This is a genomic window from Ureibacillus yapensis (assembly GCF_003515775.1).
Lineage (GTDB): Bacteria > Bacillota > Bacilli > Bacillales_A > Planococcaceae > Ureibacillus > Ureibacillus yapensis.
Window position 1 is genome coordinate 12,179 of sequence record NZ_QWEI01000015.1, and the last position, 16,807, is coordinate 28,985.

The 16,807-nt window shown below is 41.1% G+C and carries 16 protein-coding genes; 2 read left to right on the forward strand and 14 right to left on the reverse strand.

What is annotated here, in order from left to right; genetic code table 11:
* Positions 1 to 86: 86 nt before the first annotated feature.
* From tilS to D1B33_RS17420, 9 genes are all read right to left on the reverse strand, one after another.
* Positions 87 to 1,511: a tRNA lysidine(34) synthetase TilS gene (gene tilS, locus D1B33_RS17380; protein ID WP_118877682.1), complete on the reverse strand. Its 1,425-nt coding sequence runs from the start codon at positions 1,509 to 1,511 to the stop codon at positions 87 to 89.
* Positions 1,512 to 1,827: 316 nt separating this feature from the next.
* Positions 1,828 to 4,221, reverse strand: coding sequence for a SpoIIE family protein phosphatase (locus D1B33_RS17385; RefSeq protein WP_118877683.1), 2,394 nt, complete (start codon positions 4,219 to 4,221; stop codon positions 1,828 to 1,830).
* 459 nt (positions 4,222 to 4,680) lie between these two features.
* Complete coding sequence (locus D1B33_RS17390; protein WP_118877684.1) at positions 4,681 to 5,115, reverse strand: S1 domain-containing RNA-binding protein; 435 nt, start codon at positions 5,113 to 5,115, stop codon at positions 4,681 to 4,683.
* Positions 5,116 to 5,328: 213 nt separating this feature from the next.
* Complete coding sequence (locus tag D1B33_RS17395) at positions 5,329 to 5,730, reverse strand: FtsB family cell division protein (protein ID WP_118877685.1); 402 nt, start codon at positions 5,728 to 5,730, stop codon at positions 5,329 to 5,331.
* A gap of 44 nt (positions 5,731 to 5,774) precedes the next feature.
* Positions 5,775 to 6,272 carry a spore cortex biosynthesis protein YabQ gene (gene yabQ, locus D1B33_RS17400; protein ID WP_118877686.1) on the reverse strand — a complete coding sequence of 166 codons (498 nt, stop codon included), beginning with the start codon at positions 6,270 to 6,272 and terminating at the stop codon, positions 5,775 to 5,777.
* Complete coding sequence (gene yabP / locus D1B33_RS17405; protein WP_118877687.1) at positions 6,269 to 6,568, reverse strand: sporulation protein YabP; 300 nt, start codon at positions 6,566 to 6,568, stop codon at positions 6,269 to 6,271. The genes yabQ and yabP overlap by 4 nt, the downstream gene beginning before the upstream one ends.
* 175 nt (positions 6,569 to 6,743) lie before the next feature.
* On the reverse strand, positions 6,744 to 7,034 hold the full coding sequence (locus tag D1B33_RS17410) for an RNA-binding S4 domain-containing protein (RefSeq protein WP_118877688.1): 291 nt from the start codon (positions 7,032 to 7,034) through the stop codon (positions 6,744 to 6,746).
* Positions 7,035 to 8,504 (reverse strand): bifunctional methyltransferase/pyrophosphohydrolase YabN, encoded by a 1,470-nt coding sequence (gene yabN, locus D1B33_RS17415; protein ID WP_118877689.1) that lies wholly within the window; start codon positions 8,502 to 8,504, stop codon positions 7,035 to 7,037.
* Between the two features lie 9 nt (positions 8,505 to 8,513).
* Positions 8,514 to 10,121: a putative polysaccharide biosynthesis protein gene (locus D1B33_RS17420; RefSeq protein WP_118877690.1), complete on the reverse strand. Its 1,608-nt coding sequence runs from the start codon at positions 10,119 to 10,121 to the stop codon at positions 8,514 to 8,516.
* A 65-nt stretch (positions 10,122 to 10,186) separates the two neighbouring features.
* Between D1B33_RS17420 and D1B33_RS17425 the strand changes: the two genes are divergently transcribed.
* Positions 10,187 to 10,627 (forward strand): hypothetical protein, encoded by a 441-nt coding sequence (locus D1B33_RS17425; protein WP_118877691.1) that lies wholly within the window; start codon positions 10,187 to 10,189, stop codon positions 10,625 to 10,627.
* A 21-nt stretch (positions 10,628 to 10,648) separates the two neighbouring features.
* Here the strand turns inward: D1B33_RS17425 and spoVT are convergent, their stop codons facing one another.
* On the reverse strand, positions 10,649 to 11,185 hold the full coding sequence (gene spoVT / locus D1B33_RS17430) for a stage V sporulation protein T (RefSeq protein WP_118877692.1): 537 nt from the start codon (positions 11,183 to 11,185) through the stop codon (positions 10,649 to 10,651).
* Positions 11,186 to 11,306: 121 nt separating this feature from the next.
* A complete protein-coding gene (gene mfd, locus D1B33_RS17435; protein ID WP_118877693.1) occupies positions 11,307 to 14,819 on the reverse strand; it encodes a transcription-repair coupling factor in 3,513 nt (1,170 codons plus the stop codon).
* 81 nt (positions 14,820 to 14,900) lie between these two features.
* Here mfd and D1B33_RS18795 point away from each other — a divergent pair, with 81 nt between their 5' ends.
* The gene (locus D1B33_RS18795) at positions 14,901 to 15,023 is read left to right on the forward strand and encodes a hypothetical protein (RefSeq protein WP_267897058.1); all 123 of its coding nucleotides are present in this window, start codon (positions 14,901 to 14,903) and stop codon (positions 15,021 to 15,023) included.
* Here the strand turns inward: D1B33_RS18795 and D1B33_RS17440 are convergent.
* The 3 genes from D1B33_RS17440 to D1B33_RS17450 form a co-directional block, all read right to left on the reverse strand.
* Positions 15,017 to 15,244 carry an anti-sigma-F factor Fin family protein gene (locus D1B33_RS17440; protein ID WP_118877694.1) on the reverse strand — a complete coding sequence of 76 codons (228 nt, stop codon included), beginning with the start codon at positions 15,242 to 15,244 and terminating at the stop codon, positions 15,017 to 15,019. The two genes, D1B33_RS18795 and D1B33_RS17440, sit on opposite strands and share 7 nt — an antisense overlap.
* A gap of 143 nt (positions 15,245 to 15,387) precedes the next feature.
* Positions 15,388 to 15,954 carry an aminoacyl-tRNA hydrolase gene (gene pth, locus D1B33_RS17445; protein WP_118877695.1) on the reverse strand — a complete coding sequence of 189 codons (567 nt, stop codon included), beginning with the start codon at positions 15,952 to 15,954 and terminating at the stop codon, positions 15,388 to 15,390.
* 184 nt (positions 15,955 to 16,138) lie between these two features.
* Positions 16,139 to 16,768, reverse strand: a complete 630-nt coding sequence (locus D1B33_RS17450) for a 50S ribosomal protein L25/general stress protein Ctc (RefSeq protein ID WP_118877696.1) — start codon at positions 16,766 to 16,768, stop codon at positions 16,139 to 16,141.
* Between the last annotated feature and the right edge of the window lie 39 nt (positions 16,769 to 16,807).

Below are 16,807 nucleotides of genomic sequence, written 5' to 3' on the forward strand. Positions count from 1 at the left end.
TAATCTTGTTTGTTCAACTTTTTATAAAAAATTACAACCTTTTTACTTTGTAAAGATTTCGTAAATTTCCTTATCTCTATCATAACTTAATTTAGTGAAGAATCGTAACTATTTTTACTCGAAAAAAGAAGAATGGAATCGTCTCCATCTTGTTGATGGGTGGAAAGCTTGTTGCTTACCCGCAAACCCAACACTGCAACCACTTCGTCCTTTCCGTCAACAAGCAATGGCCAGTTCGCCCGTAGTTCAAGCGGAATTTTTTCATCGATAAATAACCGAGATACTCTTTTTGGCTGGTCCATTCCTTTTAAAGAGATGCGATCTCCCTTTCTTCTTGCTCTTATAAAGAATGGAGCTGGGATGCATTGTGAATTGAAATAAAACTTCTTTGTGTGGTGTTCTTGCGCATGGACTACATTAGAGGCTTCTCCTATGTATAATCGAAGGCCATTCTGCAGTTGCGTCCACCCGTCCAGACAGACCTGTTGTAAGCCAATGGATGGATGAATAGTTTTGCGGTCTTCCGTAAACTCAATTTCCTCATAAAATCGTTTCGCAATAATCTGTTCTGGCAAATGAAGGGTTGCACTTCCATGAACCGTACTGCATAAATTTAAAATCGACGAAATCATCCTATAACTTTCGTTGTTATTCGATTGGTAAAGATAGTTTAATAGTATTAAAATGATTCTTCTTTGTAAAGCAACTGGTTCTTTTTGAAGCAAGGGAATTTTGACAGTGAATGACCGGCTTCCATTTTGTCTGGCAATATGGGGAAAACGCTCCCATGCCAATGTTTTTAAAAAGTCATCGTCCTGCTGCAGGGTTTGCGCAAACTGCACTGCATGAGAAGAAACAAAGTTATTTTCCTTTTTCAGGAGGGGAACAACATGATGGCGGAAACGATTGCGCGTATAGTCATCTTTATCATTACTCGCATCTTCCCGATACCCTCCTCCATTTTCTTCTAAATATTCCCTGATTTCTTCTTTGGTAACCGATAAAAAGGGGCGAATAATTGATCCGATAGAAAAGTCCCTTTTTGTATACATGCCCTTCATGCCACTGAGTGTCCCTGCTTTGGTTAATGCCATTAAAATGGATTCCAGCTGATCATCTGCATGGTGGGCAGTCACGAGTTTTTGGATTTGGTATTCTTCCATCAATTCTTTAAAATACCCATAACGTTCTCTTCGACAAAGGGCCTGTGAATTCCCTCCTTCTTCTTGAAGTAATTTGGGAATGGGGATGGACGTGCTGAATACAGGGATATCGTGTTGATGGCAAAAATCTTCTACAAACTGCCGATCTTCCCTGGAAGTCTCTCCTCTCAGCATATGGTCCACATGCGCAACAAACAATTCTATTTCCAAATTTTGTTTGAAATTCTTGAAAAAATGGACTAACCCCATCGAGTCAACACCACCTGAACAAGCAATGAGAAGACGGTCTCCTTTATCAATCAGCTGCTGCTCTTTTATATATTTTTGGACTTTCAGTTCAAATGACACATCTTCTCACCTCCTAATCAAATTCGCCTTGGCGTATTTGTACCTGTCGCTTCGCTTTCGGTACAGCCAAAACATGTGTACCTGTCGCTTCGCTTTCGGTACAGCCAAAACATGTGTACCTGTCGCTTCGCTTTCGGTACAGTAAACATGCCCGCCCAGATTTTATCGAGCTCGGGCCTGCACGATGCAGGTCAGTTAGCCGTTGTCGCAGGACGCGACGACCTTAGGCTAACTTCAACGTAAACTTCCTTTAAAAATCTGTAGCATCCGCCGGAGGCTCGAACTTTATTCAGTGGAGTCTTCCACTGAATAAAGTTCATGAAATTTCTTTACTTAAAGGGCTAAAAACCGCCCATTTCGGGACTACGTGGTTCACTGTAAACATAATGACTGTGCAATCATCATCAACAGGGTACACATTTCCGAATTGTTCCATTACATCATATAATATTACTTCAATTGGCAAATCACTTTGGATGCGTGTTTTTAATAAATTTACCAAATATCGCTCTTGTTCTTCCCAATCGTACTCACTAGAGAATACACCATCCGATACCATGACAACAAAATCATCGGCAAGTAAATTTACTTTTTCCGTTTCAATGGAGAAAACAGGCATAAATCCTACCGGTGCTGCGGCTCCGTCCACTTTCAGCAGTTTTTCTCCCCGCAGTATATACGTCGACATACTGCCGGCTTTCCATGACCACAAGGATCCTTTTTGCAAATCGACCAATGCAAAATCGATCGTCGCATACATGTCTACTTCTCTATTGAGCGACATAACATAGTGTAAAGTGTGCATGGCCGTTTCCGGATTCATATTATAACTCAAACACTCTCTCATTAAACGTACTAAACGCCTGCTTTCACGCTGCGCTTCACGGCTTTGGCCCATGCCGTCGGAAAGCATGACCGCGACCAATCCCGGATGAATATGGAAAATCGCATGCGTGTCACCCGATACCCATGCGGAATTCTTTGCTCTACTGTATATATCATACTCTATTTCATAACGGACTGCCGAACGAAAACGGATTTGTACATGGGCAAACGGATTTTTTTGATCCGTGATCTTTTCCACTTGGAACGGTTCAGAAAAAACATCATATAAAATAGGCAGGACAATCCGTTCACAAAGCAAATATTGCTCTTCATGACTGTGGTTCTTTTGCGCAAAAGAGCAAATGACCACCCGCTCCCCTATCGTATTATTCAGTACATCTATTTGGAAGCATTGGACATGCGCACGCTTAAACTGCTGCTCCAATTCTTCTTCAATGGTTCTAAAGGAGAGTGTCTCATCTTTCATATCCTCCATTAACTTATTCAGATGATTGCTTAAGTCCCTTAATTGCAGGGCAATCATTTTTTTGCCGTGATAAAATTGTCCATTCATTTTATCTGTATAAAGTTGATGATCCAGCTCCTCCAATAATCTTGTAGGCTTTACGCATTTTGCCTTGATTCGCTTTTCCGCCCGGATTTGGTCGGATTCTTTAATGCCGGCCCTTGCAACAAACCAGTCAGCAATCACGGGTTCCATGGCATTTTGCGTTCCCCAGCAGCTATCATAGCGAAAACAACTCATACAAGTGACACATGGTTCAATTTTCCGCACTTCATCCACTGTTTCGGTTGAAGTAAAACGGTCAAACACCAACTCTTTCATAAACAGAACGAAGGTTTGAAAGGATTCGATCTTTTCGGTTGTATGCTCCGTCAACCACTGCTGACGCTGAAGCAACACTTCGTCACGCCTGGGATGGATGGCATCATATAGAAATGTAAACATGCTCTTTGGAAGTGCAAAAAATACAATCCCTGCAATAGCGATGGAAACAAAATACACCGTATCGAGAGGAAGTGTCGCATCATAAAAGAAGAAGAATACGCTTGGAACAATACTTCCCATTACAATTCCGATCCGCCCTGCCCTGCCAAATAGGCCTGCTACCACGCCGGTCATGGCATAAACCGAAATCATCCCAGTAAACGAAAGTTTCGCAACGCCAACCAAAGCTCCTACAATGGTCGCCACCATCGCCGCTATTGGAACGCCGCCCGTAATAGCGGCGATGCAAATCGCTAAATGGAGCAAAAATGGATACATGCCAAAATAAGAGACCACAATGGATTGCATCCCCGTCAACACCATGGCAAGGATGACCAACCCTGCACCTACTCGTTCATAACTCCAACCCGCCGCCCAAAAACGATGCGGTTGAACAAAAAACAGTTTGACAAAGATTGTCATGATGAAGGCCAGTACGACTTCATAGTATATATAAAGTTGGACAATTAAAGGCGGAACTCCTACATGAACGATGCCTTGCCATATAAATTGGCCAGAAAATATGGCTAGCCCCACGGCAATCCCGGTTGGCAGTTTCCAATACTTAAAGCGGACAATCAATTCATACATAACAAGTTGAACCAATAAAATAAATGCTTGTCCCATGCTTAATGTAAATGCTCCAACTAAACCGCCTATAACAACCGTCCACTTCGCGTTTTCATATCTTTGTTTGACAATTGCCCATAAAGGCAATAAAAATGGAACGGCTGCTTCAAACATTACTGCCCGTGATAGGAAAAACGCCAACAAGAGAAAAAAAACATGGATCATGAAACTAGCTTTCTTCATCGCGAACCGTTCCGAGAAACTTAGCCCTGACGCCTTTTCATTCATCATCTCAATATTTGCCAATTTAGACATCCCCTTTTATATAAATAGTGTTAGCGCCAATTATATAAAGAAATGTCTGTAAAATTTGTCTAGTAGTGAAATAATAGAAAAAAAGTGTTCGACGCAATGCCCAATAAGACAACAAATCTTAAATCTTGTCGGAAAAATGAATGAACGCAATTGGGGGCTACTGTTTTCATAGATTCGGATGGTCAATGGAATACAGCGCTTTCAAAAAAGGGGGGATTTGGAGACGTTGAAGTTGTTAAATAACAAAAGGGTCTTGCGATTTTATGGTTCACAGGCTCGATTTTAGTCGTTTTACCTTACTCAAAAATCCTTGCGATTTTCAGCAGGGAGAATGGTGCGATTTTGCATAACGCTAAAGTGAAACTTAAAAAAGACGGATTATGCGGGAACTTCACATAATCCGTCTTACATCTATGTCACACTTTTTCTACGATTAAAACAGACAGCAAACTACCCTCTTCTAGCTCCGCGGCCACCGCGTTTTGACTCAGTTGCACGTTTTAAAGTTGCAAGACGTTCGTCACTATCTTTTAGGAATCGTGCCATTTTTTGCTCAAAATTCTCTTTTGCTGGACCATTGCGATCATTAGAACGATTGTTATCACGACGTGGACGGTGAGGACGTTCAGGACGTTCTGGTCTTTCCGCTTGAGGTTTTGCTTTACGGATTGATAAACCAATTTTACCATCCGCTTCAACATTCATCACTTTCACTTCAACTGCATCTCCGACTTTAAGATGTTCGTTGATGTCTTTAACATAGTTGTCTGCAACTTCACTAATGTGAACCAGGCCTGTTTTGCCATCTGGCAGCTCAACGAATGCTCCAAAATTTGTGATTCCTGTTACTTTACCTTGTACTTTGCTGCCTACTTCAATTGACATAAAAAAAATGCTCCTCCTTAAAATTTAAGCGGCTTAAAAAAGCCAGTTGTCAAATTTAGTATAACGTGCGAAATTAAATCACGTTTATCTTTTATTATAACTAACAAAAAAAGAGTGTCAACAAGACAACTCTTTTTATAACGCACGAAATACACATTTATAATCGTTTAAAAGCGATTTTTTTGCCGCTTTTCATTTTCACTATTTGTACTGTCAGTTCGACTTCTTGTCTTTTTCATCATCGGGAATCGTGAAAATTATTTCTCCATCGTCTGATAAAAAGTATTCTTTACGGGCTAATTTAGCGATATATTCATCATCTTCCAGTTTTGCGATTTGGAGTTCCAACATTTCCTGCTGTTCTTTGATTTCTTCCAATTTAGCGGCAACTTCTTCTTTTTGCTGCTGTTTTTCAGCCAGTCGTCGTTCCTGGGTAATGTACGTGCTTACCAAGAAAACAATCACCGCTGCAGCAATGACGCCAAAAGCAAGCATTCTTCTGCGATAACGGATTTTTTTCTGCTTCTTATATTGCGCTTTGCTGTCTGATGATCGAACATAGTCATTTTCAAGCGTTCGAACATTACTATTTTGATGTTTTTGACGCTTAACCATATTCGTCACCTCCAAAAGTCTCTACATTCTATTATACGTTTAATTCAATTTTTTTTAAAGATTGTCCTTCTAATTTTTACATTAAAATTTACTATATGCCTTTTAAAGAATTTAATATAAATCTTGTAAAAAGGACGCAATAAAAACAAAATTATACGAATAGCTAGTCCAATTATACCCTTTACCACGAAAAAGGTAAATCTTGAGATACCAATTATAGGTCTAATAATGAGGAAAATAAAGACTCGTCCTACAAAACGGAAAAACGGCTGAAAAATTGATTCATACAAAAAGATTCCTAAAATTTGTGCCAATGGGTCAACTAACCGCCACGCTCCACCCTTTACTGTAAATAAAATATAAAATGTAAGGGCTCCTAAAAGCGCCCATACAATAAGCTCTACCCCATAACCCATTTTTCTAAAAATCGATTTGGGGTTTAAAGCGCCTAGTGTAAAGCGAACACAATCGATAATTGCACCCACCAATACTCCACTAAGCGCCATGATTAGTATGCTTACAACTTGATCATTTATGGTCATCCAAATAATTTATGGAGGAAGCCTTTTGATAACCCATTTTCTTCATCATCATACTGCACTAGTTTCACATTTCCTTCTAAAGTCAATAATCCTTTATCCACGTCTAAATGGACAATACGCAGCTCCTCGCCACGAATCAGCAAATGTCCTTGAGCTGTCCGAATATAAAATTCTTCTTGATCAAAACGCTCAATTTCCTTTACGGAAGTCATGTCCATTCTTTTTCGATTGCGCACTGTCACAAGATGGTCACCAGATGTCATAGTGTAACGATTACTTTCTTGATGTAGTGTCATATTGTTCCTCCTTCGCTTCTTTGTGATTGTTCTGTTCACTTTATGCAAAAAAGAAAAGAAGCATGACAACAATTTAGTGTCATGCTCTAGAAATTTATTTAATGTAATATATTCCCATGGTAGTTATTGGAGATTTATTAATAGTTTTTATACTGAGCGGGCGTTCTCCGCTTTTCTAGTCTTCATCATCAATGAATTGGGGTTCGATTTTTTCAAGCCTTTCTTCTTTGAGGATTGTGAACATCTTGGCCGCTTCTTCTTTGCGGACGTTTTCCCGCAAGTCTTCTACACGTGCCGTTACAATTTTTTGGCCGAAACGGATTGCCAGCTCGTCGCCTACTTTCACTGCAGAACCTGCTTTTGCTACCTTTCCGTTAATTGTAATTCTTCCTTGGTCCGCTACTTCCTTAGCCAATGTACGTCTTTTGATTAATCGCGAGACTTTTAAAAATTTATCTATACGCATTTATTGGTTCTCCTTTTTTTCTAACACTTTTGCTTCCTGCCAAAAAGCATCTAATTGCTCTAATGTGAAGTCCTGGAATTCTGCTCCGCTGTTAACCACTTTTTCTTCGACATAGAGGAATCTTCGTGCGAATTTTGCGTTTGCATGAATCATTGCTTCTTCTGGAGAGATTTTATAGAAACGGGCAATATTCACAATCGTAAATAATACGTCGCCCAGTTCATCCAAACGGCTGGCAGGGTTTCCGTTTGTTACTTCTTCTTTGAATTCATTCCATTCCTCGATAAACTTCTCCCAAGCGCCATCCTCATTCGGCCAGTCAAATCCGACCGACGCCGCTTTCTTCTGGTAATTATAAGCAGTTTGAAGAGAGGAAGCTGCACGATACTCTCCTTTTAGGAGTGAACCTGTTTGTTCCCCTTTTTCTTGTTTTTTGATCGCATTCCAGTTGGCGACCACTTCGTCTGCATCCTGAACCGATACATCCCCGAAAACATGAGGATGTCTGCGAATCATTTTCTCGCTGATTGAAGCAAGTACTTCTTCCAGGTTGAAGTAGCCGCTATCTTCACCAATTTGGGCATGTAAAAAGACTTGCAGCAATACATCACCCAGTTCTTCTACCATCCCGAAATCGTCTTCTTCATCAATGGCTTGCAAAAACTCATGCGCTTCTTCAAGCAAATACTTTTTTAAGCTTTCATGCGTTTGTTTTTGATCCCACGGACAGCCATTTGGTCCACGCAATGTTGCCACAATTTTTCGGAAGGTCCTCCAATCGCGAAGTGCCTCCAAATCATCTTCAACGGGTGGAACGTAAAGAGTTGTCAGGTTGTTTACTTCTACTGATTGATCCAGTTCATATAAAGGAACGGTCTTTAAGCTTTCTGCTGATGAACCTGCTGCTGTCACAATTGTCACCGGATAATCATCACGATATTTTTCCATCAAGGAAAGTTTTACCTCCGATGCGCTGAATACGTCATAGACTTGCGCAATTAAGACATGAGATTGCATGTTTACATCGTGGATTGAAAAACTTGTCCCATCCAACAATTGAAATCCATCGATTGGATCGATTTTCAAAGCCCCGAAAATCGGGTCCAAGAAACTTTGGCCCCCCTCTATTTTAAGGGATATCTTGCCCTGTTTCTCTGCCTCGATTAATAATTGCACCGTTTGCTCGGCAACCAAAGGATGTCCCGGAACCGCATACATCACCGGTTCCGCTTCTGCAGCTTCAATTAGCGTTTCTGCAATTTCCTCATAAACAGGAAAAAAGGTATCGTGTTTTTCATATACGCTATCAAAGCTCTCAAATTGAATTCCTTCTTCTTGCAGTTCAGCAATTACCGGATGATCCATTGTTCGAACATAGATTTTTTGCGCGGACTTCAACTTTTTATAAACGCCTATCTGCAGCTGATCAAGCTCTGCTGCCCCTAGGCCAATAACCGTTAACTGATGCATATGTTCACCTTATTTCTTCTTTTTATTTAATAATAGCTGATATGCAGCCATTCTTCGCCCAAAAGGCAATAAGAACCATTCTTTTTCTGCCAGCATTCGTGATTTTGCAACAATCGTTAAAAAGACAAATGCACCTGCCGCTATTAAACATCCTCCAATGATGACTGCACCGGTTCGCCCAGAAAGAAGATTTGCGGAAAATTTCATGAGATTTTCCAGAACAACAACCGCTATAATCATGCTTCCGCTGGCAATAATTAATTTTATGTAGAATTCCCGACTTGCGAGCTTTACCGTTAATAACTTTTTTAAATAGACAATCAACAATCCGGCACAGATGAATAGTCCCAAATTGCTTGCAATCGATGCGCCCAATACATTTATTTTTGAAATCAATAAGTGATTGCCTAGTGCTTTTAATATAATTGCTCCTAATAGGATGAATGCCGGTATTTTTAATCTATTCATCCCTTGCAGCATGGCGGTAAACGTTAAGATAATTGATAGCGGGATAATCTGCAATACATAAACCATTAATACCTCTGATAATGCATTTGTTTCAAACAACATGGTATTCACATATGGCATAACAATGACCAACCCTACGGAAGCAGCTACACCCAATATTAGAGAAACGCGGTAAGTCAATTGAATAAATGGTGTTGCTCCACGGCCATTTTGTTTTTTTGACTGGTAGGCAACCAAAGGGACTATTGCGAGGGAAAGCGAAGAAGCAATCACGACCCCAAGCTGGACAAGAGGCTGCCCTCGATCATAAATGCCCTTCATTTCCATTGCTTCAATCTTGCCAAGCCCGTTATCCAGCAGAATGGAATATACCGTAAAAGAATCAATCAACTGAAAACAGAGCAACAACAAACTACTCATGCTAACACTGAGACTTAAAATCGTAACTTCCTTTAGAATCGGCCACTTTCGTTCTTTTTTGGCTGCCTTCTTTGGAAGAATATTTGATTTTCTCATGTAATAAAGCAATAAAATAACTCCTGCGATTTCACCGACCACTGTACCAAAAATGGCTGCATTTCCCGCTGCATAGAGTGATTTGTTGGTCTCCATGATGACAACGGAGCCGATTAAAATGACTGCTACTCGAATCGACTGTTCAAATATTTGCGCATAAGCAACTGGTTTCATTTCCGCTTTCGCCTGAAAGCTCCCTTTCAGCAATGCCAAAATGGGCATAAAGAGCGTCACAAAGGAACCTGTCCTAAGTAAAGAAGCCAGCTGTTCATCGCCCATCATTTTTGAAAGGAATTCCGCACCGAAAAATAATCCAATAAAAAAGAGTAGAGAAAGAATCGTTAAATAGTGAAAGACCGTTCGAGAGATTAAACTTTTCCTTTGTTCTATATCTTGGTAAATTTCGGCATCCGCCAGCATTTTGGAGAGAGCGACAGCAAATCCCCCCGAAGTCCACACAACAAAGAATGCAATAAAAGGATATACTTGCTGATAAATATAAAAGCCTTGATCTCCTACTAGATTTTGAAAGGGTACCCGGTAAACCGCGCTTAACACTTTAACGATCAAAGCAGCTATTGTTAAAAGCAGGGCCCCCTTCATATACCCTTTCATCCCAAAATTGTTTCCCATTTTATTCTAATCCCCCATTATATAGCCACTATTATATCATGCATGATAAGAAAAGCGGAGGCGGCTTGTTCAGCTCCGACACAACTGGAAGAACCGACAAAAGGACGCTCTTTGTCCTTGCGGGCGGTTCTGAAGTTGTCGAGGAGCTAGCCGCCGCAGCTAGACATAAAGAAAAGCGGAGAACGCCCTCTAGCTCCGAAAAGTGCTGGCCGACAACAACGCCACATCCTATGGCATTGTCGGCACTTGCACATCCATGTGCGGCGGAAGAACCGACAAAAGGACGCTCTTTGTCCTTGCGGGCGGTTCTTCCGCCGCAGCTAGACATAATGAAAAGCGGAGAACGCCCGTTTAGCCTCGATAACCGTTGGAGGGACCTGACGAGTGTGCTCAACACACGTGGGAAGGTACCGAAACGGTCGAGAGGCTGGCGTTCGCAGCTAGACATAAGAAAAGCGGAGGAGCCGGCATTTTCAGCGAGACACCAAAAAACGCCTCCTTCCTGAAGAGACGTTTTTCACTTGCTTTTAGTTTTCCATTTGTTTTGCTAGAAAATTTGCCGCTGTTTCAGCTGCTTTTTGTTCTACGTCGCTGATAAAGTGAACTTTCGAAAGCAGATATACTGCACCTATCGCATCACCGTTCGTAATAATCGGAGCAACACAATATGACTTTACTTGTTCGAATTGACCAGGAACAAGTTCAATAGTTGTTTCATTTTTTTCCATAATAACCGAACGCTGCTTCATAAATTCTTCGGCAAACGTTGATAAACGACGATTGGAATAGTCTTTTTTGGACAAACCAGACACAGCAACCATTTCATCACGATCGCTAATTAACGCTGGCGTTCCAATTGTCTCATATAAGGAGTCGACATATTCTTTTGCAAATTCGCCTAAATCATTTATCGGTGAATATTTTTTTAAGATAACTTCGCCTTCACGGTCTGTATAAATCTCTAAAGGATCTCCTTCACGAATGCGCATCGTTCTTCGAATTTCCTTGGGAATTACAACACGACCTAGATCATCAATTCTACGGACAATTCCTGTTGCTTTCATCTAGCTGCCTCTCTTTCAGAATCAATTTTTCATGTACAGTGATAGTATGGTTTACAATTCGGCAATGTATGCAAAAAATGTATAAACAACATAAAAAGCGCAGAACGTCCGTAAAATCAACTTATTCTTTTTTGGCATTCTTAATAATTTCGACCGTTTTCTCCAGCACTTCAAAAGGAGGGATCTTGCCGCATTTTTTCTGATCCACGGTAACGATTAATTTTCCTTCATCCATTCCAAACCCAACGGCCCGTTCGAACTTCATGGACTCCGAAACAATGACGCTGCCATCGACTTTCGCCGTACCTTCCTCGGATAAATAAATGGAGATGACGCTTTGTTTTTCTTTAATCGCTGTTATTCCGGCTTCAAGCGCCCATACTTTCATGCGGGCAATGCGCAGCAGCTTCTCCGTTTCCACCGGCACATCACCGAATCGGTCAACTAATTCATCCCAGATTTCATCAAAGTCTTCAATACGCTCCATGGCTTTAATGCGTTTGTACATCTGGATTTTTTGATAGCTATCAGGAATATAAGAATCGGGAATATACGCATCAATCTGCAAGATGATTTCCACGTCGCGCTCTTCTTCCCTTACTTCCCCTGTACGGCGTTCTTCAATGGCTTCTTCAAGCATTTGCGAATATAAATCGAAGCCGACAGAGTCGATAAATCCATGCTGCTGGGCTCCTAAAAGGTTGCCGGCACCACGAATGGACAAATCACGCATGGCAATTTTGAATCCTGAACCCAACTCCGTAAATTCTTTGATCGTTTGCAGCCTTTGTTCCGCCACATCCGTCAGCACTTTATCGCGCTGATACATGAAATAGGCATAAGCAACACGATTGGAACGCCCTACCCGTCCACGAAGTTGATAAAGCTGCGATAATCCCATTCGATCGGCATCATGAACAATTAACGTATTAACGTTTGGAATGTCCACACCTGTTTCGATAATGGTTGTTGTCACAAGAACATCGTATTCGCCGTCCAGGAAATTCAGGATAATTGATTCCAATTGGGATTCGGTCATTTTCCCATGGGCAAAGCCGACGCGTGCGTCCGGTACAAGCATTTGGATTTCTTCTACTTTTCTTTCCATATCTTCTACACGGTTATATAAGTAAAACGTCTGTCCTCCGCGCGCCATTTCTCTTTCGATGGCCTCGCGTACAAGCGCTCCGTTGTATTCCATGACATATGTTTGCACAGGGAAACGATTTTGTGGTGGTGTTTCAATAACCGATAAATCCCTTACTCCCACCATGGACATGTGCAATGTACGAGGAATCGGCGTTGCCGTTAATGTCAGCACATCCACATTTGTCTTTAATTGTTTGATTTTTTCCTTATGGGTAACGCCAAACCGTTGTTCTTCATCCACAATCAACAAGCCCAAATCGCGGAAAACAAGATCTTTTGATAAGATTCGATGCGTTCCAATAACAAGATCAACCGTTCCATCTTTTAGACCTTTAATGGTTTCAGACTGCTGTTTCTTTGTACGGAAACGGCTTAACAATCCAACATTAATCGCATAATCTTCAAAACGTTCCTGGAATGTTTCAAAATGCTGTTGAGCCAAAATGGTAGTCGGCACTAAAAAGGCAACCTGTTTACCATCCATGATCGCCTTAAAGGCAGCACGAATGGCCACTTCCGTTTTTCCGTAACCCACATCCCCACAGACAAGGCGATCCATCGGGCGCTCCCTTTCCATATCTCGTTTCACTTCAAGAATGGAGCGTAATTGGTCTTCTGTTTCTTCATAAGGGAAGGCATTTTCAAAAGAACGCTGTTCATCCGTATCCGGAGAGAAGGCATATCCTTTCTCTGCCTCACGTTTCGCATAAAGCTTGATGAGATCATCAGCAATGTCTTGTACAGCAGAAGATACCTTCGCTTTTGCCTTTTTCCATTCCGCGCCGCCAAGTTTATGAAGTTTTGGCTCTTTTCCTTCAGAAGCCACATATTTTTGGATTAAATCGATTTGATCCACCGGAACATATAATTTATCATCTGCCCGATACCTGATGTGAAGATAATCTTTATGCGTACCGTTCACTTCCAGCGTTTCGATGCCTATATATTTCCCAATACCATGATGCGTATGTACGACATAGTCACCTGGCTTGATTTCCGTATAGCTTTTAATACGCTCCGCATTGGACATTTTTTGCGATCGGCGGTTTTTCCGCTTTGCCTGCTGTTTAAATAATTCATCATCCGTTACAACGGCAATTTTCTGAAGAGGCAATTCAAATCCTGCATTCAGGACACCATCCACAATATAAATACCTGCTTCAGCAGGCGTTCCTAGCAAACTATGAATACCATATTCCTCTAGCATACTTTGTACTTTATGCACCCGGTCATTTCCATCTGCAACAAAAAGAACCGTAAACTTATCTTGGATCCATCGCTCTACCTCGTTTTGCAGAAGAGCAATTTGCCCGTGGAACTGCTGCATCGGCTTGCAGGAAATATTGGTCGTCTTTTTAAAGCGTATGCCTGAAAACGTTCGTGCAAAAAGAGCAAAATAAAGTTTCTGCTGCTTAAGCATGGCGTTTATTTCCTTAAAGGAGAATGATGGCTTCACGTCATGGACCATTTTCCCTTCTTCGATTAACGAAATAAACCAGTCTTCTTCTTCGCGTTCCCACGCATCCATCACTTCCTGAATGCGTCCCAATTCATCGAATAAAACGATGCCATTGTCATCAAAATAGTCGCCTAAATAAGATGAATCTTCATATAGCAGTGACCCATATTTGGTTACATGGTCCGGAATATTCCCTTGCTTCAGCATTTCAATGTCGGACTGGATATTTTGATAAAGAAGCTCTTGAACTTCTTGCTTCTTGATTTTTTTCAGGCTTTTCCCTAGAGCACTTTCAAGCCGTTCTGCCAATGCCGCTCTTTGCTCGGTAGTCAACAGCACTTCGGCAGCCGGCAGGATTTCAACCGAATCCAGTTTTTCGATCGAACGCTGGTCATCGGCTGAAAATGTACGGATTGAATCAATTTCCGTATCAAAAAGCTCAATACGAATAGGTGACTCTGCATAAGGCGGGTAAATATCCAATATCCCCCCACGTAATGCAAACTCACCTGGCGTTGTCACCATTTGGCCCCTTGTATAGCCCATCGCGACTAATTGAAGCAGCCAATTTTCAATATCAATATCTTTCCCTATTGCAGCTTCCAAAAAGTTATTTTCCCACTGCTTGGGAGGAGTCATGATTTTGCGCATACCTGCAATCGGGATGACATAAATTGCTTTTTCTTTTTTCACAAGATGTGCCAAAGCGGCAATACGCGCTGCTTTTAACTCAGGTGAAGCAGTTGTTATCTCTGCCGCTATAAACTCATCAGCAGGATAATAATGAACCATCTCCTCGCCTACAAGCGATGCCAAATCATCGACCAATTTTTGTGCCTGCAATAAATTCGGAGATAAAATATAAAGCGGTTTCTTTAGTTCCTCAAAGATGGATTGAATAAATACAGGCCTTGCACTTCCGGTTAAACCCGTAATCAGTTGTGAATCATAATTTTTTTCACCAATTTGTTCAATGAATGTATTTATATGTTTATCTTGAGAGAATAGTTGATGAAAAACGTTCATTCTTAGATCCCCCTTTCAGAGTCTTTATATGTAATGATTTTAAGAAAGTCCCAAGCTGCTTAGCCAGATAGATTATTGGAAATGACAAAAGCGGAAAAAGCGGGTGGCATTTTTGTAGCCGCCCACTTTTTCGCCTATTTCGCAACTGGCTTTGCTTTCTATGCATTTCATGAACATGGCATGATGACTTCCATTCTTTATTGAAGCCATTTTTTCAGTGCATAATAGTCGGGGAACTGTCTTAATGAGTCTTCACAATGTTCACAAATCGAATGCACTGTTGTATCACCTTGCTCATTTTTTTCAATATAATCGTCAATTTCCCCTACTTCGAATAAATGCAACTTACGAATCGTATCATCCCCATCAAAGGGCAATGTTCCCATTTCTGTTTCACAATGACGACAACGATAACGAACAGGCATTAGATCGTCCTCCTTTAAGTATGTAAACAAGCTTCTTGTTACTACTCAAAGTATTGACCTATTTTTGCCTAATTATGCATCAATGATATAGTACGAGGCTGATTTATGATTGTCGCTAACATCTTAAAATCAATCTATGTTTTCTACTGAGTGGCATTAAATTCAGACATTACGTCCAAAAATTTCTTGGATAATGACGCTTCCACAGCAGCAACGGTTTTTCCAATGGCCTGTTCAATCACTGGATCATCTTCTTTTGAAAACTTCGACAAGACATAGTCGGCTACCTTCATACCTGCAGGCGGACGGCTGATTCCCACTCGGATTCGATTGAATTCTTGTGTTCCCAAATGCTGAATAAGCGATTTAATGCCATTATGCCCACCAGCACTTCCCTTTTGGCGCAAACGTAATTTGCCTGTTTCCAAGTCCAGATCATCATATATGACAATAATGTCTTCAATGGCAACATCAAAGTAGTCCATCAAGGGGCGCACACTTTCTCCCGATAAATTCATATATGTTAAAGGCTTTAGTAAAATGACTTTTCCTTCTGGGCGATGGACACTTGCAAACATCCCGTTAAATTTCATCTGAGTTAAAGGAGCATCCCATTTTTCCGCTAATGCATCAATGCATTCAAATCCAATATTATGGCGTGTATGTTCGTATGTTTTTCCCGGATTTCCCAATCCAATAATTAACTTCATGATTTTTCATCCTTTTTTCACTAATCATAAATATTTTACCATACAGCGTGTTGAAAAAGGAAAAGCTAGTAACGTCTATGTAGCCTTTTTATTTTTAAGGGATAACAAACCAAAGAAAAGAGCCCGGAATTAACTTCCGCGCTCCGGATGATTTCTTTCGTGTCCGTAAAGGATTTGATTATTATTAACTTTGGGATTCAGGCGCTTCCGTTGCCTTCACATCGGCATTATCCGTATCCTCTTGGCCGGCTGTATCATCACTTACAACAACTGGCGGCGTGACTGAAGCAAGTATATCATCATCATCACTTGCAATTTGATACGGGATACGGTCCCTTACTTCTGCAACTGACAAGGAGTCGCCAATACCCAAGCTAGAAACATCCACTTCGATTGTTTCCGGAATTTCTGTAGGTTTTACTTTAATCTTTAAGTCGCGAACCGGCTGCATTAATACGCCGCCCTCTTTCACGCCTGCAGATACTCCAACGATTGTAACTGGCACTTCCATTTCCAGTTCTTCTGACATGTCAATCGATAAAAAGTCGACATGTTTTACTGTGCCTTTAAGGGCATCGCGTTGAACTTCGTTTAATACAGCATTGACCTGCTTGCCATCCAATTGGATTTTAAATACGGCTGTTTGCCCGTGCTGTTGTACCACTTTTGCTGTTTCTCTATAATCAAGGATGACAGGTGTATTTTCAATATTAAAACCATAAATGACAGCAGGGAGCTTGCCCTCGTTTCGAAGTGTCGTTAAATTTGAGCGAGCGCCCGCCTGTCTTTTTTCAGCTTCCAAAATAATATCCATAAAATCTCCTCCTAATTGACTGTTCTTTTCTGTAAGTAT

What these genes read in the sequence shown, in the direction of transcription:
- yabN (WP_118877689.1), bottom strand. Translation starts at nt 8,504, where the DNA reads ATGCATCAGTTAACGGTTATTGGCCTAGGGGCAGCAGAGCTTGATCAG.
- yabP (WP_118877687.1), bottom strand. Translation starts at nt 6,568, where the DNA reads ATGACACTACATCAAGAAAGTAATCGTTACACTATGACATCTGGTGAC.
- D1B33_RS18795 (WP_267897058.1), top strand. Translation starts at nt 14,901, where the DNA reads ATGACAAAAGCGGAAAAAGCGGGTGGCATTTTTGTAGCCGCCCACTTT.
- yabQ (WP_118877686.1), bottom strand. Translation starts at nt 6,272, where the DNA reads ATGACCATAAATGATCAAGTTGTAAGCATACTAATCATGGCGCTTAGT.
- D1B33_RS17395 (WP_118877685.1), bottom strand. Translation starts at nt 5,730, where the DNA reads ATGGTTAAGCGTCAAAAACATCAAAATAGTAATGTTCGAACGCTTGAA.
- D1B33_RS17410 (WP_118877688.1), bottom strand. Translation starts at nt 7,034, where the DNA reads ATGCGTATAGATAAATTTTTAAAAGTCTCGCGATTAATCAAAAGACGT.
- mfd (WP_118877693.1), bottom strand. Translation starts at nt 14,819, where the DNA reads ATGAACGTTTTTCATCAACTATTCTCTCAAGATAAACATATAAATACA.
- D1B33_RS17440 (WP_118877694.1), bottom strand. Translation starts at nt 15,244, where the DNA reads ATGCCTGTTCGTTATCGTTGTCGTCATTGTGAAACAGAAATGGGAACA.
- spoVT (WP_118877692.1), bottom strand. Translation starts at nt 11,185, where the DNA reads ATGAAAGCAACAGGAATTGTCCGTAGAATTGATGATCTAGGTCGTGTT.
- pth (WP_118877695.1), bottom strand. Translation starts at nt 15,954, where the DNA reads ATGAAGTTAATTATTGGATTGGGAAATCCGGGAAAAACATACGAACAT.
- D1B33_RS17450 (WP_118877696.1), bottom strand. Translation starts at nt 16,768, where the DNA reads ATGGATATTATTTTGGAAGCTGAAAAAAGACAGGCGGGCGCTCGCTCA.
- D1B33_RS17390 (WP_118877684.1), bottom strand. Translation starts at nt 5,115, where the DNA reads ATGTCAATTGAAGTAGGCAGCAAAGTACAAGGTAAAGTAACAGGAATC.
- D1B33_RS17420 (WP_118877690.1), bottom strand. Translation starts at nt 10,121, where the DNA reads ATGGGAAACAATTTTGGGATGAAAGGGTATATGAAGGGGGCCCTGCTT.